Raw genomic sequence first — 21,434 nt, 5'->3', positions numbered from 1 at the left:
GGCCCGCCCCCTCGAGACTCGCCCATGACACATCACCTTACCACCCGGGTCGCAACGCTTGTTGCCATCCTGGGGCTGGCCGGCTGTGGCACGTTTGACCGGATTAATCAGTCAATGGACACCGTCGATACAGACCAGACGACCGCCCGAAATAAAATGAAGAACGTAAGCCTGGGAAAACCGGTGCAGGAAATCACCACGCAGTGGATAAATCCCGTCCCCCTCAATCAGGCTGCCATGACAAAAGAAGCGCTACCCGGTTGTGCTGTGACCCTCACCCGCCCGGGTGAAATCAGTCTGGCCGATGTCAGTGCTTTTATTACCCAGACCTGTCGTGTCCCCGTGGTAATCACCCCGGATGCTCAGGGGTCAGGCATGACGGCAGGGGCCACTGAAAAAATCAACGGCCCCTTGCCGGTTCCGGTGCCGGACGGCTCCGGGATGGTTCCGCTGAACCAGATGGGCGGGTCGGTCGCACCGCCCAAAATGGTGACCAGCGGCAATACGCTACGGGGCATTAACTGGCAGGGCTCTCTGTCAGGCTTACTTGACCACGTGACCACGCGTCTGGGTCTGTCATGGCGTTATGAACAGGGCCGTGTGGCGATTTTCTATCTGGATACACGAAGCTTCCCCATCCGGTTCCAGGATTCAAAAACCCAGTTCACCTCCCGATCAGTTTACGGCTCCTCTTCCGGTGGCAGCAGCAGCGACGGTGCCTCCACGGAAGGAAACAGCTCCCAGACCACCATCACGGATATGAACACCAATCGCTACAAAGAGATTGAAGACACCGTGAAGTCGATGCTGACACCGGGCACGGGCCGCATGTCCATTTCCACCGGGTTACTGACGGTGACCGATACATCCCGTGTGCTGAATGCTGTGCAGACCTTTATCGAGGGCCGCAATATCGAACTGACCCGTCAGGTTGTCCTGAACGTCAAAGTGTATTCCGTGACCAAAAAGCGTCAGGACCAGATGGGTATCGACCTGGATGCCATCTTTAAGTCCGGAAGTGTGGGCTTATCGCTGGGCAATACCATGGCCGGAACGGCCAGCAGTGCGATGACCGGCGGGATTAACATCCTGGACGGGAAGTTCGCCAACTCCAGCGCCTTTATCCACGCACTGGCACAGCAGGCCAATGTCTCCGTGGTGACGCAGAGTGCCAGCACCACCACCAATATGAGTCCGGTTCGGGTGCAGGTTGTCACCCAGCAGGACTACATCAGCCAGGTCAGCTCGGAAAACACGGCAAACGTCGGCTCCAGCACCTCGGTCGAGAAAGCCACTATCTCCACCGGCTTCAATATGACCCTGCTGCCTTATATCCAGCCGGCAAGCGACCAGATGGAGCTGCAGTACTCCATTTCCATGAGCGATGACCCGGATATGCAGCCGGAAAAAGTCGGGGAAGTGACCCTGAAGCTGCCCAAAACCAAAATGCACAACTTTGCGCAAAGCACCATCCTGCGTTCCGGGCAGACGCTCCTGCTCAGCGGACATAACCAGGAGAGCAACAGTGTCAACCGTCAGGGGGTCGGCTCGCCGGGCTTCTTTGGGTTAGGCGGGGGCGTTAACGGGGAAAATAACGATGCCATTCTGGTCATTCTCATCACACCAACCCTCCTGGGGTGAGTCATGAAACAACAATTTCTCCTTAATGTGGGCGAACAGATCTGGGTGGCAGGCCTGCACTGGCTGGCCGCAGAAGGTCTGAGCCGGCGGGATCACCGCCATCAGGCCCGTGCAGTCGGCGCTGACCACTATCTGGTCCACAACGGTCAGGGAGAAAAACTGGTGGGTGCCGCCAGTCTTAACCTGACCACGCTTAGCCCCCGGGAAAAGCGCCGGGCAATGGCGCTGGCTCCGCAGCTGACTGAGCTACTGGGGCCGGATGGCTGGGCGGTTTTCTCTGTGGGCGTCGACGTGTTCTATTTTGTGGCCACGTCCGCCGGAGAGCTGTCACTGCTGTCGGATATGACCGGTACGCGTGACGAAATCCTTCAGGCCGTGGAGCGTTATCAGGCGTACTACGGTCACGACAGTGTCCGGGCGGTGTACAGCCCTTCCGGGTTCCTGCCGGGCATCGAGTCTGTGGAAGGCAATCTGAATGACATCCTGACCGCCTGCACGGTACGTAAGTCATCACGTCTTTCACCGGTGTCTTCCCGTCGACCGGTTGTGCTGTGGACGGTCGTATTGCTGGCCGCCTTCTCCAGCTGGTATGGCATCAATCTCTGGCAGGACTATCGCCTGGCGCAGGAGAACACGGCCCGCGCCCGGGCACTGGCTGAAGCCAGGAAACTGGTGAAAAAGGATCCGCCTACCCCCTGGAAGCAGCAGCCCTTACCCGATGTCTTTATTCGGGCCTGCAGTGATAAGTGGGATGCACCGATAAGCCTCGCAGGCTGGCTGTTCCAGACGGCCATGTGCAGTCTGGATGATGACGGATTGCACCTTCGGCTGGCATGGCGCCGTCCGGAAGGCGGCACACTGAACCCCTTCAGGACCCGTCTGGAAGACACTTATCCAGGCCTGAAACCCTTCTTCAATATTCCCGGCGCGGCCGACTCCGGTGGTGTACGTATCCCCCTGACGGTCGTCAACCTGCAAGAGCGGCAGGATGGCCCGGGAGACGCCGACGAAATTACACAGCGCCTGACCAACTACGCCCAGCAGCTGGCCGCCGGGCTGACGTTAAAGGAAGACAACACCAAAAGTGTGATAGTTGACGGTAACCTGGTGGATTTACCCTGGCGTACGTTCAGCTTTGAGCTTCAGACCGACATCCCACCCAGTCACCTCTTTGGCCCGGATTTTAACAGCGCCGGCATTCGTCTGAACGGGATCAAAATGACGTTAATCAACGCCCGGCTGCACTACAGCCTGGAAGGAAAACTGTATGCACATTAAACCCATTCTGGCTGTGCTGGCGGGACTGTTCTTTATCAGTGACGTCGCCCGGGCACAGGAGCCGGAGAAGACCGGCACCGTGGTGACGCCGTCATCCACCGCCACCCGCACCTGGACCATTCACGAACTGGAACGTATTCAGGCCGAAACGGTGTTGTATGAAGCCCGGGCCGCCCGGGCAAAAGCCATCATCAGCTGGCAGCAAAACGGTAACGGTCTGGATGCACCGGTGCCGGTTATCCGTGAGGCAACCGACGGTAAGAAGAATGACACGCAGGTGGTACAGGTTACGCGTAAAGACACGCTGCCCCGGATCCTGGAAATCGCCGGCAGCGGTAACCGGCTGAAAAGCCGAATGCAGATGGCCGATGGCACCGTCGTGGAAGTCGCGCCCGGACAACGCCTGCCCGGCACGACGTATACCGTCCAGCAGATCACCGCCAGCGGCGTTCGCCTTAAATCAGACGACGGCACTCTCCATTCCCCGAGTTTCAGCGAGTAACAACCATGATCCTACACACAACACCGGATGTGCTGGCGGACATTACCATTCCAGCGTCTGTCTCCACACAGGTCCATCTTCGCCGGACTGAACCCGCATTGTACATTGCCGATAATTACCGCAACACGGCACATATTCAGGCGCTGGTCCGGGAAATTACCCGCCGGCTGCCGGACATCCCGCTCTCTACTGTCCCGCTTGATGAAATTCACGCCATGAATAAGGGACTCCCGACCGACGTCAGGATGGAACTGACATCACCACAACGTAAGGTGGTGGCGTTATTCCGGCAGGCGGTTGAGCGAAAAGCGTCAGATATTCATCTGGCTATCGGGGAAGACGGGCTGGCCATTGTGAAGTTTCGTATCCACGGTGAACTCTTCAAGGTGGATTCCATGTCTGAGGAGGAAGCTGAAAACATGGCGTCGACAATCATACTTTCCATGTGTGACGTCACTGAGGCGCAGTTTAACAGCAGCCGGCCACAGGATGGGCGTATCAAGGCGTCTTACCTGCAGGGCATGAAACTGTTTGGCGCCCGTTACTCCCATACCCCCACGGTATACGGTATCCATGCGGTGATGCGCCTCATTAAAGATGACAGTGAAAATCCACCGGGCCTGGCTGAACTGGGTTTCCTGCCGGAGCAACAGGAGACATTACAGGACATTCTCAACGTGCCTGAAGGGGTGGTGATCCTGAGCGGCCCGACCGGCTCGGGTAAAAGTGCCACCCTGCGCACGCTGGCGTCCATGTACATGATCCAGCATGACTACCACAAAAACCTGGTGACCTATGAAGATCCCCCGGAAGGCCGGATCATCGGTGCCGTCCAGTGCCCGATTGTGGCGGACAAAAACAACCCTGATGAAGTGCTGCGTGTCTGGCGTCAGCTTCTGTCCAACACCCTGCGCATTGACCCGGATGCCATTATGGTCGGGGAAATGCGTGATGTCTTCTCGGCTAACGTTTGCGTCACCAATGCCATGACCGGCCACCTGGTGTTATCCACTCTGCACGCCAATGACCCGATCAATATCCTGGAGCGCTTGCTGACACTGGATGTGCGCCCGGAACTGCTTTCCGATCCACAGCTGTTTATCGGTCTTATCAGCCAGCGACTGGTGCAGGTGCTGTGCCCGCACTGTTGTCAGGACTGGGAGACGGTGCAGAACATGCTGCCCCAGAAAGAGAACGCCATGATAAAAGCGCACTGCGATACCGACAACGTCCGCTTTCGTCACGCAGAGGGTTGCGACCATTGCGAAGGCGGGGTGGCAGGCCGGCAGGTGGTCGCGGAAATTATCCGTCCGGATGCGCGGTTTATGCAGCGTTATCGCCATGAGGGAAAACTGGCCGCCCGACGTTACTGGCTACAGCAACCGGGAAGCATTTCCCGTAATAGCCATGTGCTGAAGCTCATCAACGCAGGGCGCGTCGACCCACGGGCCGCACAGTCAATCTGCTCACTGGATGAAGACAGCCGGATGAACATCGCGGAGGTCGTCAATGAATAAAAAGTACGCGGGCCTGCCCGACGAGATCCGCATCTCACTCAGACTGGCCAATCGCTGGATCTACCGAAAAACGTTTTCCACCGGTGACCGGCTGAAACTCTATGAAGAGCTCGGCTTTTTACTGGGGAATAAATTACGTCTGAATATCGCACTGGAAAATATGCTGACGACGGCGCGTAACGGCGGGGCATCGGCGGCCCGGGCAGCAGTCTGGCTTGAAGATATTCTGGACGGGATTAAAAACGGCCAGTCGCTCGACCGGGCACTGGCTGGTTGGGTTCCCCGTGGGGAATGCGCCATCATCAGCTCCGGTGTGCAGGACGGAAAAATGGTGGAAGCGCTGGAGCGTGCCTCGCTGGTCGTGCGCGGCATCGACGAGATGAAATCCAGCGTCTTCAGCCAGCTGGCTTATCCGTTCACCCTGTTGAGTGTCGTCGCCGGTCTTCTCGTCATGATAAACGATCATTTTCTTCCTCCACTTGAACGCATGTTTGCCCGTGAACTCTGGACCGGAGGGATGTGGTGGCTGGGTGCCAGTGCCAGCCTTGTCGCAGAACAGGGGCTGTATCTTGCGATTGTCTCCTTTCTGGTGCTGGCATGGGCTATCTGGTCACTGCCCAATGTCACCGGGAAGGTACGGCGTGTCCTGGATCATATGATGCCCTGGTCCCTTTACCGGGATTTTCAGGGGGTGGTCTTCCTGCTCAATGTGGCCGCCCTGCTTGGGGCGAACGTGAAAACACTGGAAGCCCTGAACAAACTTGCCTCCCATGCATCACCCTGGCTACTGGAAAGACTCAACGCCATCCGGCGTCAGGTCAATGCCGGCGACCACCTCGGACAGGCGCTGTATAACGCGGGTTATCACTTTCCGTCACGGGAATCCATTAACAAACTGGTTCTGCTGACGGCCGGTCAGAACAGTGATAACAGCCAGCTGATCATCGACCGTTATGCTCAGTACATGCTCAAAAATACCGTGAAAGCAATGAAACGCCGCATCATGCGGCTCTCGATGCTGTGTTTTGCACTGTGCGGGATTTACATGATCCTGCTTCTTCTTGTTATTCAGGACCTCAATACCCTGGCCGACCAGATCGGTCAGTAACTCTCTTCTTCACCCCGCCGCAGGGTGGTCTGCAAAGACCGCTCCGGGCTTCTTCGCGGCCAATGCCGCACCGTAAATACAAGGAAAACATCATGAGTGACTTTTCTACTCAACCCGCCGTAAGAGTACACCGAGGTGTGCTCTCCCTTGAGATGGTGATTGTGCTGGCCGTCATCGCCATTGCTGCTATCACTATTTTCCTGAATGCAGGAGGACTGTTCGGGAAAAACGACATTAATGCCGAAATGTCGAATACCCAGGAGATTGCGGTCAATACCCGCCGCCTTCTGAAAGATAACGGTCTGTATACGTTTAACAACGCCACCGATATGACCGGAACACTGATCAAATTCGGCGGTGCGCCGGGGTCAATGTCCGTCATTGGAGCGAGAGACAGCGGCACGGCCACCCTGCAGAACATCTGGAGCGGCGCCGTGACCGTTGAACCTGCGACAGCGGCCGGGGGCAAAACAGGCTTCACCGTCACCACCAACCTGGTGCCGATGACGGCCTGTACTACGCTGGCGTCCAAGTTGTCACAGTCCTTTGGTGAAACCGCCATTAACGGCAGCAAGACCGTCGGTATTGTTAACTCGGCCACCGCAGGGGCCCAGTGTACAAAAGATAACGGCTCTGCCGGCACCAACACCCTCCGCTTTACCAGCATGACCTGATAACTCACCACGCGGACAGACGCCATTCTGTCCGCCGGAGACTCTGCCATGAACATCATTTTCGGGGCGCTGACAACGCTGCTCCTGACCGCTGTCATGTCGTTACCCGCCCAGGCATTTTGTTTTAACGAGGCCGGCGCCCGTTACCAGATTGACCCCCGGCTCCTGCAGGCGATTGCCCGACAGGAAAGCAGCCTGAACCCAAAGGCCGTCAACATTAACCGTAATAAAGCAGGCAAGGTGGTGAGCCGGGATTACGGCATCATGCAGGTCAATGACACCCACGTCCCCAGACTCATCCGGATGGGTGTGCTGAAGTCAAAAGAAGAACTGCTGACCAATCCCTGTCTGAATGTGCAGATTGGCGCCTGGGTGCTGGCCAATCACCTTCAGGTGTGTGGCATCAGCTGGTCATGTCTGGGCTCGTATAACGCCGGGTTTGCCACCACGCAGACACAGGAAACACGCCGCATGAACTACGCCCGAAAAATCTATGACCGGTATCGCCGGGAACTGGGTCAGGGGTAGCCATGATTGACCTGCTGTTTTTCATGACTGGTCTGCTGTTGCTGTATGGCGCAGGCCGCTGCGTCCTGTCGCTCACTGCCCGCTACATTGCGCGGGCAGAAAACGGGACCTTATCTGAGTTACCACAACGCGCGCTCCTGCAGGGAATGTGGCTGACCTTGTGTGTGGCGGTACTCGGGGCAGGACTGGCGGGATTACTGGCTCCCTCACAACAATTCAGGGCGCTGTTGGTCGGTGCCTGGTGTCTGGCGCTCGCGTCTTTAGATCTGGCCCGCTTCTGGTTGCCGTTTGCGTTCACCGCACCGATGGCCATTACCGGTGCCGTGTTTTCTCTGCTGCTCATACCCGACCGGGGAGCCAGTCAGTTAGTGGCAGAAGGCTTGTGTCTGTTTTTCCCGCTGCTGTTGATACGCCAGATTGCCGCCAGGTTCGCCGGGCATGAAATGTTTGGACTCGGGGATATCTGGCTGATAACGGCACTGGTGATGTGGTATCCGCTGCAGGATGTCCTCCTGGTCACGCTCCTGGCGTTACTGATTGCCCTGCCGGCCGCCTGGAAACAACACTATCTGCCGTTTGGTCCGTTCCTCTGCCTGTTCGCCGCACTGCCGGCGTTCATCTCGCTACAGGAAGTCTTATGAAAACGAAAAAAATCCACCGTGGCATTCTGAGTATTGAAGTGGCCATTGCGCTGGTTGTGGTGATGTTTGTCAGTATCTTTGGTCTCAACCGTTACAGCCAGTATGTCGATGAACTGGAGTGGACGTTGCAGGCCAGACACATGAATGCCATCACCACAGCGGCCAAAAGCTACATTCGCGATAACCGGGATACGCTGGTCAGTCAGGTTTCGGGTGGCGGTACCGTGAAGCTCACCGGAACGCAGCTGCAACAGGCGGGCTATCTGCCTGATGGCTTTTCGCTGAGAAACTCTGCCTCCCAGTCCTTTGAACTGGCGGTCACCCGTAACCCGAAAGCCTCGCAAAAACTGACGGCCTTCGTCTTGACCCGGGGCGGCACGGCGATCCCTTATAAAGGTATGCGCTTTATCTCCCAGATCATGGAAGGCTCCGGCGGGTATATCCCGACCGCCAATCAGGCTGTAGGCGCAAATGGCTCCTGGAAATTCAACCTGGGCAGTTACGGCCTGACTGGCGAAGCGGGTCGACTGACCAGCTACTTATCCTCGGATGTCCTCGGTACAGATGATCAGGAAAGTGACCGCTTGTATCGCTATGCCATTACGAGCCGACCGGAACTGAACCGGATGCACGCGGCCATCGATATGAACGGAAATAACCTGAACAACACCGGCACCCTGAATGCGCAGACGGGAAATTTCTCCGGAAACGTGAACGCTCAGAATGGTTCGTTTTCAGGAAGCCTGTCGGCCACGACCATCACAACCAATAATCTGAATGCACAAACAACCCGTACCTCCGGGGAAACCTATACCGGTGGCTGGTACAGAACCACGGGAGATACGGGCTGGTACAGTGAAAAACACGGTGGTGGCCTGTATATGTCTGACAGTCAGTGGATCCGAAGTTATAACAACAAAGGCATTTATACCGGCGGCCAGATGCAGGCAGGTTCAATCCAGTCCAATGGCACTCTTCAGTCCAGCGGCAGGGTTACGGCGGGTGAATATGTTCAGATCAATGGTCAGGGAACGGCCGGTACGGCATGTCCGTCAAACGGGCTGCTTGGCCGTGATCCATCCGGAGGCGTACTTTCCTGCCAATCCGGTGTGTGGAAAAAATCAGGGGGGAGCACTGTACTCACGGGTCTTGTCGCTAATGGGCAGCAGATCCCGTTACCGGGTGGTTTTAGCCAGAACCAGTGCTCCTGGAGTGTCAGTAACAGTGAAAACCCACACGGCTGGAAACCTAATTATTTTGCAGGACAAGTTGCTGCAGCTGATTCAAATCGGGTTGTTAAGTGTGGTCATTATGATGAATACAATTTTTACCCCGGCTCTAACCGGGGAGAACTGAGTGGAAAGTGCAGTTTCATCATTAGCTGCTCATAAACTGGCTGTCAGTTATCACTCCACCCTCACTTCACCTCTGCCATTACAGCGCCGGCCTGCGTGCCGGCATCTATCACTAGTTCACGGACTTCACCATGAAACGACACGTACTCGCGGCGCTGTTGCCGCTGCTGGCTGGCTGTCAGTCGGCTCCCGTCAGCAGCCTGCCCTCCACTCCCGACGCGCTTCAGCAAGCCACCCAGGAACGCCAGTCTGACATGTACCGGTTGCATCAGGCTGGGGCGATTAATCAGATATCCCCCACCTTACCGGGCCAAATCACGGCAAACAGCCAACGGATCACATTGTCGTGGGATGGCGATGCCGTGGAATTGCTTAACACGCTGGCCAGACAGCGGGGATATCGCCTGGTGTATTCAGGCACTCGCCTGCCCTTACCCGTCAATATTTACGTGACGGACATGACCTTTAACCAGGTGCTGGATTTGATACGGGTACAGACGGGCTGGCGCGCCACACTCAGCCAGAGCGGTATCGAGCTGCGCCTGCATTTTTCTCTGCCGGATAAAGGGGATCGTACCGTATGACGCGTTATCTGTTAGTCGCCTTTCTGCTCGGCGTTGCCCTGCCGGGTCTGGCAGCAGAGGCGCCCCCGGATATCTCTGCCTATCTCAATCCTGAGAAGAATGATTTCAACGGATTGAGCGAAACAGAATGGCAGATGATTAATGATGCCGGACACACCGTCGGCTTCCAGGGAGGAAAAGCACAGCGGGCATTCGAGCTTCGTCAGGCGCTGACGAACCGCGACGATGTGCTGAGCCGGACCTATGATTTTCGCCCACTCATCAGCCGCCAGGGTTATCTGCCCCCGGTGATTGTGACCGCGAAAGACACCGCCCACATCACGCCTGACCAGATACGCACGGCATACCGCACCTATAACATTCTGTCTCCGGCCCGTTTTGTCAGTAACCCGCCGGGCTGGCGCACCTGGTTGCTGACCGGCCTTGCCGTGCAACCTGAACGACCGGACCCAGGCGTGATCCCGAAAAACAGCAAAGAGCGTGACGTCTGGCAAGCTGCTATCCGCACCGGCTGGGATGAAGGACGGCAAAGTGCTGACCGCACACTGGAGTCCAACTTTAACCGCCTGACACGTGATTACACCGGGATGCTGCGTTATTCGACGCTACGCCAGCAGGGCATGATCACCGCACCAGATGTGAAGGAAACTCAGCAGACCGTGACCGGCACGCCAGAAGAACTGATGCTCGGAGACAAGGTGAAACAGATCCAGAAACACAGTGGTTTCGTGCTGGATAAAAAAGCCTGGAAACCTTCGGTACGTAAGGAGAGCCAGTGACATTTGAATCCTTCGATTTTCATGCACATGGCGGGCTGAACAGCGAAACATTCTGTCAGTTCCTGGTCCATTGCGCCCGACACAATGTGTCAGACATCTTTATTCAGGGCGGCGGACCGCTGGTTGTGGATGTGTATGGCCGCAAAGTCAGAGCCAGTGTCTTCCGTGTCGAACCTCCTCAGTTACAACGCCTGATGGATGAAGTGTTTTCTGAGCAGATCAAAGGAGAGCTGAAGGCCGGTCGGGGTATCGACCGCACCCTGCAACTGACCGGCGATATGGCGCAGCGACACGGACTGGCGCGCGGGGAACGTCTGCGTTTTCGCTGTAACTTCGTGCAGGCCACTATCGGGGATTACGACACGGTGCCGGCCCTGACCCTGCGAACCATTCCAACCGCGATACCGGCACTGGAATCGCTGGGCCTTGAAGCCGATTTGTTTCCCTACCTGCTGCCACATAAAGGTATCGGCCTGGTGGTCGGTGAAACCGGCTCCGGCAAATCGACGCTGCTGGCGGCGATTTATCAGTACTGCGCCCTGAATGATCCGGACCGCAAAATCGTGACCGCAGAAGATCCGATTGAGTTCCTGCTCAATTTCCCCGGCGCGGTACTGATGCCGGAGCAGTCAGAAATTGGCCGCGATATCCCGACATTTGCCGAACACCTGCGCCTGACCCTGCGTCGTGCGCCTGGCGTTATCGGCGTGGGCGAAATCAGGGACCCGGAAACACTCAGTGGTGCCGTGATGAATGGTCAGTCCGGTCACCTGTGCTTATCCACCATGCACACCAACTCACCCGGGGAAACCATTCCCCGCGCCCTGATGCTGGTTCCGGAAGGGCAACGTGAAGCCATGGCCGGCAACCTGCTGAGCAACCTGCAGTACGTCATTGCCCAGCGGCTGCTACGCACCACCAACGGCAAACGTCAGGCGGTACGTGAGTATCTGGTGTTTGACGACCACGTCCGTCACGAACTGGGGAAACTGCCTTATACCCAGTGGCGAAACTGGATTGATAACCATCTGGCAGGACTCGGACGCCGCATGAGTGACATCGCCTGGCGTTTGTATCGTGAGGCACAGATTGACCGTCGGGAGTTACTGACGGTGATAAGCGCGCGGGAAATAGCACGGAGGGAAGCCACAACATGAATATCTGCCCCTGGCGGGATGCAGGCAGGCGCCTGGAAGTCTTCGGCATTCCGGTGATGATGTTTTCGCTCTATCTGGCCTGGTTTCAGTGGCCCGAAACGATGACGCTGTGGATAGTCACTGCCCTTATCGCCTTCTTTAAAGTCATCTCTATTTTTGGTTTCACCCTGACGGTGCTCTGGCAGCGTCTTATCTACCGCCTGCGTGGCCAGCGTCTGTCCGGTCGCCCGTGGTGGTATCGCAAGTTCTTTGAATAACGGAGGTCGTCATGCAAAAACGCACGTATCTCACCATTCTGCCGGATAACCGAACTGTCGCCCTCCGGGCTGCAGGGAAGCTGGCAAACGGTGAGAACGCTCTTGAATATGATCGCTCACAAAAACTCTGGTTTGCGAAAGATGGCGCTGACCTGGAACGCATAAAGGAGTGGCTGCCGGAAAACACCGTCGCCGGTAATACCGTCACCGTGGGAACAGACCTGTCTCCCCAGGAGGAGTTCGCTAAAGTCCTGGAAGACGCCGATTTCGTCCTCAATGACCTTCCCCTCATGGATGGCAAACTTCATCGGGTTCCGACTAAAGAGGACAGTGACGGTAAGCAGTCAGGGGTGTATCGGGGCTATCTCGATGGTCGGCCAGCGGGCTGGTATCAGAACCACCGCGCCAGCGAAGGTAAGGTGAACTGGACCTCGACCGGCAGTTTCACCTGGGACCCGAACGACGCCATCCGTCAGAAAGCACTGCAGGCACAAAAGCGCTGGGATCGGGAACGAAAGGAGCTGGCAGACTTCGACAGGATGGGCAAAAACCTGACCCGTCAGTGGGAAAAAATGCCTGCCCCGGGCGATGACCATCGCTATCTGCTCAGAAAAGGCGTCCCGGCTACCGACGGCGTCAGACAGGATAAGTACGGCAATTTGGTTATCCCCCTGAGTAACACCCACGGCAATATTCGCTCTCTGCAGTACATCGATCCGGACGGCAAAAAGAATCTAAAGAAAGACGCCGAGAAGAGCGGCAACTTCTTTGTGGTAGGTGGCGCGCTGGTTCCGGGGATGCCGGTGCTTTACGCAGAAGGTTATGCCACGGCCGCCAGCCTGAATATGGCCACCGGCCTGCCCGTGGTGATGACGGTGGATGCCGGAAACATGGTGACAGTGTCACAGAAACTCAAAGAGACACATCCCAGTGTCCCGCACATCATTCTGGGAGAAGACGACTTTACCCGTAAGGACAACAAAGGCCTGCTGAAGGCAGAAGAAGCCGCGCGCAATATCGGGGGTGTGTACGTCATACCGGCTTTTACCGACAGTGAACGTGCGCAGGCTTTTGCCGAAACCGCTTCCTTCAGTGACTTTAACGATATTCACGCTTCCCGGGGACTGGACGCCGTCAGGGACCAGCTGGCACCTGTTCTGGACCCACTCATCCCTGGCTGGCGTGACTCATTTGTACAGGAAACCTTATCCATGTCTGATTCAGATAAAACCACAATTGTGGAAGAAGATATTTACCGCGAGTATCTGGCCGAGACACAAAACGATGCACTGAAAGCATCACCTGTCCCGGAAGTCACCCTTACTCAGTCTGTGATTGAACAGCCGGTGCCGGAAGCCACCCCCGCACAGCCTGTGATTGAACAGCCGGTGCCAGAAGCCACCCCCGCACAGCCTGCGGTTGAGCAGCCGGTGCCAGAAGCCACCCCTGCAGAGCCTGTGGTTGAGCAGCCGATGCCGGAAGCCACCACCGCACAACCTGCAGATGAGCTGACCGCCCCCGAAAATGGATTTGCCTTCACGTTTGGTCGCCTGCCGGGTGATGTCTCACCGGACACCGAAGCCCCCACCGTCGCCCGCATCGATCTGGATGAATTGCTGCAGGGACTGACCAGCCGGCAGGATGGTAACACCTGGGTGTATGCGCTTGAGGGTAAGGACGCGTTCAGGGATTACGGGGACCGCATTGTCATGGCCTCCCCGGAAGCCAGCGAGAATGACCGCATGATCCTTGCTGCCCTGTTATCTGCCCGGGCAAACAACCGGGGCGCGATCGAAGTCACCGGCTCTCCGGAGTTCATAACCAAAACACTGACGCTGATAGCCGACCATAACATTGAGGTCCACCTCAAGAGTCCGGAGCAACGAGCCCAGTTTGAAGCCCTGATGGCCAGCCGGAATGAACAAAAAGTACCAGATAATGGCATGACCATGACGCAGCCTGAGCAGGCACCGGTCAGTGACGTGACCCCATCTCCGTCGCCGGCAGCACAGAACGCACCTGCACAACCGACTGCCGCCCCGTCAGCCGTACCTGATGCAGCGGAAACGCAGAAACCTGCCCAGCCGATGAGCGTCATCGAGCGTGAGACTCTCCGTGCTGGCCTGACCGGAACACTGATGGATGCCGGTCCGGCGCCTTACCAGTTCAATGAGAAAAACACGCCGAGTTATTACGTGACAATGCGGACTAAGCAGGGAGCGAAAACCTACTGGGGCGTGGAGCTGGAGCAGGCACTGATTGACAGCGGGAAGCAGCCCGGCGATCTGGTCAAGCTGCAGTTCAAAGGAAAAACAGCGGTGACCGTTAACGTACCGGTCAAAAATGAGGACGGCGTGGTGACCGGATTTATGCCACACGAAACCCACCGGAATCAGTGGAACATCACCCCGGCCGTCAATAACCAGTTACTGACCGACAACCCGGACAAGGTCGCCCCGGCCCAGCTGGCCGCTTATGACGGTAACGCTTTCTGGCAGATTCAGGCGCAGGTCATGCAGCAGGCCAACCTGACACTGGCCACACCGGCCGCTCAGGGACACAGCCTGCTCTATACCGGCCCTGACGGTAAAGGACAGCCCGCCCCGGAGCAGGCGCCAGCCAATACGCCGGTTCCCGTGCAATCTAAAGCCGCCGGCTCACTCGTTATGCAGGCGTTCGATGCAGACGGACAGGTGCTGGCCCACCTGGTGAAAGGCCACGGCGACTACCTGCAGGGTGTTGTCCGTCATGAAAATGAACTGCGTCATGTCCTGGGCCGTTTATGTACGACATCAGACGGGAACCGTTTTCTGGCGCTCAATACCGTGCGCGACGACGGCTCACTGCACGCAATAGGACACGCGTCACCTGTTAATAAGCTCAAAGGTGCGGAGGTGAATTACGACACCTTTGCGTTCCAGCTCACCGGAAAGGACGCACCGAAATTTGCCGTGCCACTGGTCAGCCCGGAAAAGATCCCGCCGGCACTGCACAGCAAACTGGGGTTCACGCAGGCATACACGCCACCTAAAGCGGAAGAGGCTGCCCCACAACCGCGTCAGCAGGCTAAGCCGGCCATGCAACATCAGCCAATGTGAGGACTCCATGAACAAATTATTGATAACGACTCTCGTTCTGGCGTTAAGTCCGGCTGCGGATGCCGCCTCCTGTCGTGCAGCGACCGCCGCACAGGTGGGGAGTGAAGCCGGATACAACCGGGCAAAAGCGGCAGCCGATGCCTGGGCAAAGCGCCAGCAGACTGTCTCGACGTCACTGAGTGATTGTCTCGGGAACATCTCGACCACCATTACGGCCCCGACGTTCCCGAATTTAACGAACGTGCTCAACCAGATTGGTCAGAAAATCTGTAAGACCGCGCGCGATAAAATTAACGACTATGTCCCGTCAACGATTGACCCTTGGGGCAACCTGCCCACGGCCAAACTCTCGTCATACCGCGTGCAGACATCACCCGCAGCGCCGGCACGAACCGCGCCGGTCAGTCAGACTTCCGGCGGCAACGGCAGCTCGTTTATTTCCCTGAACTGAAGAGACTGACATGGACAAAAACAAAGCCTCCCCTGTGGAGGCTTCTTCCACGAACGAAACCACACCGAACCCCTTTCTGGCTGCACTGGAACTGCAACAAAAGAATCAGTTAAATGCCGGATTTGCCCGGCGCTCACTGTCCGTAGCATTGGTCGCGAGCGCACTCTGCCTGCTGCAGATGCCACTGACGGGCTGGCTCGCCTGGCAGGTCGCGCACCCACCGGTGAAATACTTTGCCACGTATAACGGCAGCATCCTGCGCCAGGTGCCGACCTCAGAGCCGGCCTACCGGGATGATGACGTCGTTGCCTTTGGCGACAAGTTGATACGGGATGCCTTCCAGCTCGACTTCCGCAATTACCGCACGCAGATAAGCAGTCTTCAGCAGAAGTTTTCAGAAGCCGGTTTTGCCAGTTACTACACCGCCCTGACCAGTTCTAACCTGTTTACGGCCGTGAAAGACCAGAAAATGCTGATGTCGGCCAACGTCACTCGTAAAGGGGTCATACAACGGCGCGGGCGACTGGGGGACGGGCCCTATATATGGGAAATCCAGTATCCGGTCACGTTAAGTCTGGATGGACAGAACCGCAGTCTGCCGGCGCAGAACTTTATCTTTACGGTCCGTGTCCAGCGTGCCGACGTAAGCCAGAAGCCGGAAGGCATTGAAGTCTCCTCTATCGTCACCCGCGACGCCCGTTAGTTCGTTTTCACAGGATAAACATTATGTTCAGACACTCCCTGATGGCGGTGGCCCTGCTGCTGCCTGCCTTTACTGTTTGCTCAGCAGAATGGGAACCGGCCCGAACCGCCAGCTCTGGCCAGAACCCCACGGCGGCCCTGCCGGCAGCGCCCGCCCCGGCACAACCCGCAACACAACCTACGGCACGGGCACCACAGGCGGGCAACGATATCACCGCCCCGCTGCGCCAGTCCCCGCCGCCGCCTTCACCGTCTGAAGCAGAAGCCTGGGCAAAAGGTCAGGTTGCGCCCCTCAGTCGTACCGAGCTGGAGAGCGTACACGAGGCCATTGATGAAGGGGCTCGGGGGCGTGCCTGGGAGGCGGCCGACGTCGTCCCGCGCATCTCAACCCAGACGGTGAATCTGTCCCCGGGCGGCTCACTTCCGGTCGTTCGGACAGCCATCAATCAGGGCAGCACGGTGATGTTTACTGACAATACCGGCGCCCCGTGGCCGATATCCGTCCCGCCTTATAACAGTAATGAGAAAGGTTTCAGTGTCACCTTTATCCCTGAGAGCAGCCTGATGACCGTGCAGGCCCTGCGCCAGTACGACAAGGGCAACATCACGGTGTATCTGAAAGGGCTGGCGGTGCCGGTGATCATCAATGCCATGAGCGGTGAGCCTGACAATGGTTCCGCCTCGCGCATCATCGACAGTCGCCTGGATCTGCGTATTCCACAGCGTGGCCCGGCGGCCCGCGTCATGCCATCCGGTCAGGCGAAAATTGACCTGAACAACCCGACACTGCAGGCCTTTCTCGATGGCGTACCCCCTGCCAGTGCAAAGCGTCTGAAGACGCAGGGGGATGTGCCTTCCACGCAGGTCTGGCAGATGGGCGACGATTTGTATGTCCGCACCCGCAGTGAACTGCGCGATCAGTTTGAACTCACCCAGGCGTCCGGCGACGGCACGATTTTATACAAACTGCCTCTGGCACCGGAACTGGCCTTTTCTGTGGCCGGTAAAACCGTCTGGCTGGGCATTTCTCTGGAGTAACTATGGACGCTGAAAAAGACGTCGGCCGGGACGTGAAAAAAACCGGACTGGTCATCGGTGGTGTGGCCTTTGCAGTGATCGCCGGCGGATTCCTGCTGGCGACCTGGCTGAGTGCTCCGCCTGAGCAGGCATCGAAAATATCGGTCGATAAAGCGGCCAACGGCACCGGCACCGTCACCCCGGAAAGTCCGCAGTACAGCAAGGTGCTGCGGGCGAACAATGAGGATGGCGCAAAACAGGCACATGAAGAAAACGCCAGTTTTATTGCTTCAGTCGGCACCGGCGGCGCGCGCGAGGAGCCCGTCATGACGCCACCTCCTCCACCTCCGCCTGAGCCGGCACAGACCGTCCAGCAGGTGAACTATGTGCAACAACCTGGCATGGATCCGGATAAGAAGAAGGCGCTGGAGAATCTGCTGACGGAACTGATGGAGCAGCGCAAGCCGGCCACCGGTCAGCTGGCCAGTGTTGCAGGGGGAAATGCGACCGGCCAACCGGGACAGGCGGGCGGAACGGAAACGAAAGGCAACGTGTGGTCCGCGTGGACCGACAGCCTGTCACCGCAGACAGCAGCAGGCCCCCCCGGTGCGCCGGCCACCGTCGCGGTGCAGGTCCTTATCCCTGCCGGTAGTCGCCCCGGGGGAGTGATAGAAACCGCCGTCGACTCGGACAACACCCGCTCACAGGTGCTGGCGCGTATTCCGTCCGGACCGTATGCCGGGGCCACGTTACTGGCCAACGGCGTGCAGCTGGCCGGCGACGGTGTGGCCATCAACTTCAACCGCATGGAATGGCAGGGTGACACCTGGAATGTCGATGTGTGGGCCGCCATGCCCGACACCCTGCAGTCCTCGGTCGCCAGCGACGTTAACAACCGTTACGCCACCCGCATTATCCTGCCGGCCATCGCGTCAGGGCTCGGACTGGCGGGTCAGCTGTATGCCAGCGCCAACACGCAGATCCTGAGCAATGGCTATGACAACATCGAAGCCCGCACGGGGATGCCGGATGCCAAAGCCGTGGCCGGGACCATCGTGGGCGGTGCCGCACAACAGGCCGGTCAGGTGATCGCCAGCGATGCACAGCGCCTGCCGGTGAAACAGGTGCTGGTCTACCGGGGCCAGACGGTGGCCCTGCTCTTTATGACCGCAGTGAAAACCAGTGACAACGTGACCCGGGCTGCCGCCACGGCACCCATTCAACGCTAAGGACTTCCCATGAGTAAGGAATTTTTTGATCCCGGCCCTGAGCCGGCGGTCACCCCTTTGTCTGAAGATATTCCGGAGCCCGCCGTCAGTGCGGAGGAACGCGTCTCACCCGCACGAACGGAAAAGCCGAAACGTCAGATCCTCGGCTACGACCTGCCCGCCGTGCTGGGCGGAGCAGCGGCGATCGTCGCCCTGCTGGTTTATGCCTTATGGCCTGAACCGACACCTCAGAGCCATTTAGTGGACGAGCCGGTACAACATCAGGAAAGCATCGCGCCGGTAGAACCTCTGACACCCCCCCCGTCCGTGATACCGGATGTCGCCCCTCCTGCCGCCGAACCGGTCCCGGTATCGCCGGAGCAGGAAGCGGAGAGCAACAAGGATCTAGAAGCGTCAGTGACCAGCCTGTCTGGTCGCCAGGACAACAGCGATAAGCGCATTGACGCACTGGAAGCCCGTATCAAAGCGCTGGAGCAGATGCCGCGTCCGCCAGTCAGCCCGGCCGCCCCCGTGCGTAAAGCCACGTCCCACAAACCGGTGGCCAGAAGCACCCCGGCTCGCACCACAACAGCACACCGTTCTGGCGTCACCGGCTGGCGAATCAACTCGGTTTATCCGGGTATGGCCTGGCTGTCTGACGGCAAAAGCACCTGGGCCGTCTATCCGGGCGACACCCTGAACGGGATGAGGATTGATGCCATTGATGCCATCCGTCGCGAAGTCAGGACCAGTCGTGGCGTGATACGTCAGGGGGGCTGATGGACGTCGTACAGATACTCGTCAATGTGGCCGGCGAACTGAAAACCAGCGGGATCAACCTGATCCTCGCACTGGGTGTGTTTGTCGGTCTGGGGGGCTGCATCATCGCCCTCGTCTCCACGGTTATCCGCAGTCGGTCCGGTAAACCAGTCAGCGGCATGAAAGTGGTTGTCGCCGTCGTTACCGGGTCGGCCCTGATTGCTCTTCAGCAAATGATGAACAAGGCCGCCCAGACGCTGGGGTTCGGAGATGTGTCGTTTGATGCTATCGCCTACGCCCCGGACTCGCTTGGCTACGCGAAGCTGTCAGTCGATGCCGTTCTCACCCTGCTGCGCGCGGTCGGCGCGCTGTTCTTTTACATGGGCGTTGTCAGAGCCCGTCGCGCTCTGGTGGATGGCCACACCGGCCTGACCGCCAGGCAGGATATCGGCACGGGCATGGTGATGGGTATCACCGGCATCCTGCTGCTCTGCAATCCCCAATTGCTTGATGCACTGCAAAAAACTCTGGGTCTGACCTGGAATTAACCTTTAAACAATGGAGTAGTAAAAATGCGTAATTTCATTCTGTCCGTTTCTGTTCGTCTGTGGGTTCGTGTCTGGCTGGCCATGAGCACCCTGCATACCCGCATCACGCTGGCGCTCACCGCGATGCTCGGCTCGGTTACCTTACCGGCTCATGCTGATGACGGTATTTTCGGGATGCTCGATAACGTCGCGGACGGTGCCGAAAGCTCGACCAACAGCCTGCTGAAATTTGCCAAATTTGGCGGGGTCGGCCTGGTGATTATCGGCATCGTATTGTGGGTGGCCAAAAAGAAAAACCCACAAATCACCTGGGGCTGGATCCTCACACCACTGGGTGCCGGCTGCATCCTGATCGCCATCGACCAGTTCATTAAAAAAGGTCAGTCCACCCTGCAACTCAACCCGGTTGACCTCTGATATCCCCTGCAGTCCCGGCGGCTTTGCCGCCGGTTATTCCTCATTATTCCGGGAGTGCCCATGGAAATTGTCATTTACCATTCAGAAAAACATGACCTGATCTTCGCGGCCGAAAAGGGCTCGCGTCGGGAAACGGATGTCACAAACCAGGTACTGCGCGCGGTCGCTGACCATATCGGAATGGGCTTCAAGGTTCCGCTCGAGGAGCAGGGGCGCGTCGTGGCGGAAATCGGTGTCTTTACACCGGGGCAGGATAAGTAATGAGCGTATTCTTACGTCACATTCTGCTGCGCTGGCCCCTCACACTGGCCCCCTGCACGGAAGACTTCGATGACCCGCTACTGAGCTGGGACGAACCTCAGAATGCCGCCTGTGCCGCACTGCTGGCGCCACTGGAATCACTGTTTTATCACTGCGGGAAGGTGGCCCACGAAAATGGCTATGACTGCGACGTGTATCTCATCCCCGTCGACAGCCTGTGTGACCATCTCGAACGCCTGACGTTGCCGCCGTCGGATGTCAGGGAAGCGGTCCGGGTAACACTGCAAAAATCCCTGCGCCGCTGGCGACAAAACAGCACGGAAATGGTTCGACTGACCGTCCCGCACCGATACCAGACCTTCAGCACCGAACAGCAGGTCTGGGGGCATGAAAGCGAGGCCCATCCACCGGCGTTGTGCCAGCGAGCCCGCGAACTGACGGCGGGCCGCTGTGATGCCTGCGGGTGTGTGCATGATGCGAACGCGTTAATTTTTCGCGATGACAATCCGGAAAACCATGCCGATGAAAATCTGGGGGTGAGTTGCCCGGTCTGTCATTTCAGCCACCGGTTGAACACGCTGGGGGCGAATGATGGCGTGATGGTATACCTGCCCGAGCTTGCGGCCGCTGATGTCAGCCTGCTGCTGCGGGCGGTCATCCTTGCCCGTACACAGGGAAATGCACGCCAGAAAGAAGGTGCCACGCAAATCCTGAACTGGCTTACCGGCCATCGCAAAGAAACGGAAGCCTTCTGGGGAACCAGTCACCCCGGGGAATTTGGTCAGGCACTGATGCAGGCCAGTCTGCTTATTCGTGAAGATCTCCAGCAACGTCTGCGCCACATGGTGCTGATCGTGAATCCCACGCTGCTGAACCATCCGGCACTCACGGGACCTTCCCCGGAAACCTGGTCTGACCGTCTGAAGAAGTACCACAGCCAGAACTGACGAGA

General features: G+C 57.9%; 23 protein-coding genes. All 23 read left to right on the top strand.

Annotation, left to right across the window (positions count from 1 at the left end):
* Positions 1-24 precede the first annotated feature (24 nt).
* The 23 genes from pilN to M979_RS21795 all read left to right on the top strand — a co-directional run bounded on the left by pilN (position 25) and on the right by M979_RS21795 (position 21,429).
* A complete protein-coding gene (gene pilN, locus M979_RS21905; RefSeq protein WP_064556392.1) occupies positions 25-1,641 on the top strand; it encodes a PilN family type IVB pilus formation outer membrane protein in 1,617 nt (538 codons plus the stop codon).
* A 3-nt stretch (positions 1,642-1,644) separates the two neighbouring features.
* The gene (pilO2, locus tag M979_RS21900) at positions 1,645-2,919 is read left to right on the top strand and encodes a type 4b pilus protein PilO2 (protein WP_064556391.1); all 1,275 of its coding nucleotides are present in this window, start codon (positions 1,645-1,647) and stop codon (positions 2,917-2,919) included.
* Complete coding sequence (pilP, locus tag M979_RS21895; protein WP_064556390.1) at positions 2,909-3,421, top strand: type IV pilus biogenesis protein PilP; 513 nt, start codon at positions 2,909-2,911, stop codon at positions 3,419-3,421. Before pilO2 ends, pilP begins: the two co-directional genes overlap by 11 nt.
* Before the next feature lie 5 nt (positions 3,422-3,426).
* Positions 3,427-4,938, top strand: coding sequence for a GspE/PulE family protein (locus M979_RS21890; protein ID WP_064556389.1), 1,512 nt, complete (start codon positions 3,427-3,429; stop codon positions 4,936-4,938).
* Positions 4,931-6,046, top strand: a complete 1,116-nt coding sequence (locus M979_RS21885; protein ID WP_064556388.1) for a type II secretion system F family protein — start codon at positions 4,931-4,933, stop codon at positions 6,044-6,046. Before M979_RS21890 ends, M979_RS21885 begins: the two co-directional genes overlap by 8 nt.
* Before the next feature lie 92 nt (positions 6,047-6,138).
* A complete protein-coding gene (locus M979_RS21880; RefSeq protein WP_064556387.1) occupies positions 6,139-6,720 on the top strand; it encodes a type 4 pilus major pilin in 582 nt (193 codons plus the stop codon).
* Between the two features lie 48 nt (positions 6,721-6,768).
* Entirely contained in the window at positions 6,769-7,248 is a 480-nt protein-coding gene (locus M979_RS21875) for a lytic transglycosylase domain-containing protein (protein WP_064556386.1), read from the top strand.
* A gap of 2 nt (positions 7,249-7,250) precedes the next feature.
* On the top strand, positions 7,251-7,889 hold the full coding sequence (locus M979_RS21870) for a prepilin peptidase (protein ID WP_064556385.1): 639 nt from the start codon (positions 7,251-7,253) through the stop codon (positions 7,887-7,889).
* Complete coding sequence (pilV, locus tag M979_RS21865) at positions 7,886-9,280, top strand: shufflon system plasmid conjugative transfer pilus tip adhesin PilV (protein ID WP_064556384.1); 1,395 nt, start codon at positions 7,886-7,888, stop codon at positions 9,278-9,280. The genes M979_RS21870 and pilV overlap by 4 nt, the downstream gene beginning before the upstream one ends.
* A 95-nt stretch (positions 9,281-9,375) precedes the next feature.
* On the top strand, positions 9,376-9,828 hold the full coding sequence (locus M979_RS21860) for a DotD/TraH family lipoprotein (RefSeq protein ID WP_064556383.1): 453 nt from the start codon (positions 9,376-9,378) through the stop codon (positions 9,826-9,828).
* Positions 9,825-10,607: a type IV secretory system conjugative DNA transfer family protein gene (locus M979_RS21855; protein WP_064556382.1), complete on the top strand. Its 783-nt coding sequence runs from the start codon at positions 9,825-9,827 to the stop codon at positions 10,605-10,607. Before M979_RS21860 ends, M979_RS21855 begins: the two co-directional genes overlap by 4 nt.
* Positions 10,604-11,764, top strand: coding sequence for a plasmid transfer ATPase TraJ (traJ, locus tag M979_RS21850; RefSeq protein WP_064556381.1), 1,161 nt, complete (start codon positions 10,604-10,606; stop codon positions 11,762-11,764). Before M979_RS21855 ends, traJ begins: the two co-directional genes overlap by 4 nt.
* The gene (icmT, locus tag M979_RS21845; protein ID WP_064556380.1) at positions 11,761-12,021 is read left to right on the top strand and encodes an IcmT/TraK family protein; all 261 of its coding nucleotides are present in this window, start codon (positions 11,761-11,763) and stop codon (positions 12,019-12,021) included. Before traJ ends, icmT begins: the two co-directional genes overlap by 4 nt.
* An 11-nt stretch (positions 12,022-12,032) precedes the next feature.
* A complete protein-coding gene (locus M979_RS21840; RefSeq protein ID WP_064556379.1) occupies positions 12,033-15,119 on the top strand; it encodes an LPD7 domain-containing protein in 3,087 nt (1,028 codons plus the stop codon).
* A 19-nt stretch (positions 15,120-15,138) separates the two neighbouring features.
* On the top strand, positions 15,139-15,570 hold the full coding sequence (locus M979_RS21835) for a hypothetical protein (RefSeq protein WP_157093291.1): 432 nt from the start codon (positions 15,139-15,141) through the stop codon (positions 15,568-15,570).
* A gap of 10 nt (positions 15,571-15,580) precedes the next feature.
* On the top strand, positions 15,581-16,273 hold the full coding sequence (locus tag M979_RS21830) for a DotI/IcmL/TraM family protein (protein WP_064556377.1): 693 nt from the start codon (positions 15,581-15,583) through the stop codon (positions 16,271-16,273).
* Positions 16,274-16,296: 23 nt separating this feature from the next.
* Positions 16,297-17,310, top strand: a complete 1,014-nt coding sequence (locus M979_RS21825) for a DotH/IcmK family type IV secretion protein (RefSeq protein WP_064556376.1) — start codon at positions 16,297-16,299, stop codon at positions 17,308-17,310.
* A gap of 2 nt (positions 17,311-17,312) precedes the next feature.
* Positions 17,313-18,518: a conjugal transfer protein TraO gene (gene traO / locus M979_RS21820; protein ID WP_064556375.1), complete on the top strand. Its 1,206-nt coding sequence runs from the start codon at positions 17,313-17,315 to the stop codon at positions 18,516-18,518.
* A 162-nt stretch (positions 18,519-18,680) separates the two neighbouring features.
* Positions 18,681-19,277: a hypothetical protein gene (locus M979_RS21815; protein WP_157093290.1), complete on the top strand. Its 597-nt coding sequence runs from the start codon at positions 18,681-18,683 to the stop codon at positions 19,275-19,277.
* Positions 19,277-19,804, top strand: a complete 528-nt coding sequence (gene traQ, locus M979_RS21810; RefSeq protein WP_064556373.1) for a conjugal transfer protein TraQ — start codon at positions 19,277-19,279, stop codon at positions 19,802-19,804. The genes M979_RS21815 and traQ overlap by 1 nt, the downstream gene beginning before the upstream one ends.
* 24 nt (positions 19,805-19,828) lie before the next feature.
* On the top strand, positions 19,829-20,221 hold the full coding sequence (locus M979_RS21805; protein ID WP_064556372.1) for a DUF6750 family protein: 393 nt from the start codon (positions 19,829-19,831) through the stop codon (positions 20,219-20,221).
* 60 nt (positions 20,222-20,281) lie between these two features.
* Positions 20,282-20,482, top strand: coding sequence for a hypothetical protein (locus M979_RS21800; protein ID WP_064556371.1), 201 nt, complete (start codon positions 20,282-20,284; stop codon positions 20,480-20,482).
* Complete coding sequence (locus tag M979_RS21795) at positions 20,482-21,429, top strand: hypothetical protein (protein ID WP_064556370.1); 948 nt, start codon at positions 20,482-20,484, stop codon at positions 21,427-21,429. Before M979_RS21800 ends, M979_RS21795 begins: the two co-directional genes overlap by 1 nt.
* The last annotated feature ends 5 nt before the right edge of the window (positions 21,430-21,434 follow it).

Source organism: Buttiauxella noackiae ATCC 51607 (assembly GCF_001654865.1).
Classification (GTDB): Bacteria; Pseudomonadota; Gammaproteobacteria; order Enterobacterales; family Enterobacteriaceae; genus Buttiauxella; species Buttiauxella noackiae.
This window is presented reverse-complemented; position numbering and strand designations above follow the sequence as displayed.

Coding starts and splice junctions, on each gene's coding strand:
- M979_RS21890 (WP_064556389.1), top strand. CDS start 3,427: ATGATCCTACACACAACACCGGATGTGCTGGCGGACATTACCATTCCA.
- pilO2 (WP_064556391.1), top strand. CDS start 1,645: ATGAAACAACAATTTCTCCTTAATGTGGGCGAACAGATCTGGGTGGCA.
- M979_RS21870 (WP_064556385.1), top strand. CDS start 7,251: ATGATTGACCTGCTGTTTTTCATGACTGGTCTGCTGTTGCTGTATGGC.
- M979_RS21855 (WP_064556382.1), top strand. CDS start 9,825: ATGACGCGTTATCTGTTAGTCGCCTTTCTGCTCGGCGTTGCCCTGCCG.
- M979_RS21830 (WP_064556377.1), top strand. CDS start 15,581: ATGGACAAAAACAAAGCCTCCCCTGTGGAGGCTTCTTCCACGAACGAA.
- pilV (WP_064556384.1), top strand. CDS start 7,886: ATGAAAACGAAAAAAATCCACCGTGGCATTCTGAGTATTGAAGTGGCC.
- M979_RS21860 (WP_064556383.1), top strand. CDS start 9,376: ATGAAACGACACGTACTCGCGGCGCTGTTGCCGCTGCTGGCTGGCTGT.
- pilN (WP_064556392.1), top strand. CDS start 25: ATGACACATCACCTTACCACCCGGGTCGCAACGCTTGTTGCCATCCTG.
- traO (WP_064556375.1), top strand. CDS start 17,313: ATGGACGCTGAAAAAGACGTCGGCCGGGACGTGAAAAAAACCGGACTG.
- M979_RS21800 (WP_064556371.1), top strand. CDS start 20,282: ATGGAAATTGTCATTTACCATTCAGAAAAACATGACCTGATCTTCGCG.
- pilP (WP_064556390.1), top strand. CDS start 2,909: ATGCACATTAAACCCATTCTGGCTGTGCTGGCGGGACTGTTCTTTATC.
- M979_RS21795 (WP_064556370.1), top strand. CDS start 20,482: ATGAGCGTATTCTTACGTCACATTCTGCTGCGCTGGCCCCTCACACTG.
- M979_RS21885 (WP_064556388.1), top strand. CDS start 4,931: ATGAATAAAAAGTACGCGGGCCTGCCCGACGAGATCCGCATCTCACTC.
- M979_RS21840 (WP_064556379.1), top strand. CDS start 12,033: ATGCAAAAACGCACGTATCTCACCATTCTGCCGGATAACCGAACTGTC.
- M979_RS21875 (WP_064556386.1), top strand. CDS start 6,769: ATGAACATCATTTTCGGGGCGCTGACAACGCTGCTCCTGACCGCTGTC.
- traQ (WP_064556373.1), top strand. CDS start 19,277: ATGGACGTCGTACAGATACTCGTCAATGTGGCCGGCGAACTGAAAACC.
- M979_RS21805 (WP_064556372.1), top strand. CDS start 19,829: ATGCGTAATTTCATTCTGTCCGTTTCTGTTCGTCTGTGGGTTCGTGTC.
- icmT (WP_064556380.1), top strand. CDS start 11,761: ATGAATATCTGCCCCTGGCGGGATGCAGGCAGGCGCCTGGAAGTCTTC.
- M979_RS21880 (WP_064556387.1), top strand. CDS start 6,139: ATGAGTGACTTTTCTACTCAACCCGCCGTAAGAGTACACCGAGGTGTG.
- M979_RS21825 (WP_064556376.1), top strand. CDS start 16,297: ATGTTCAGACACTCCCTGATGGCGGTGGCCCTGCTGCTGCCTGCCTTT.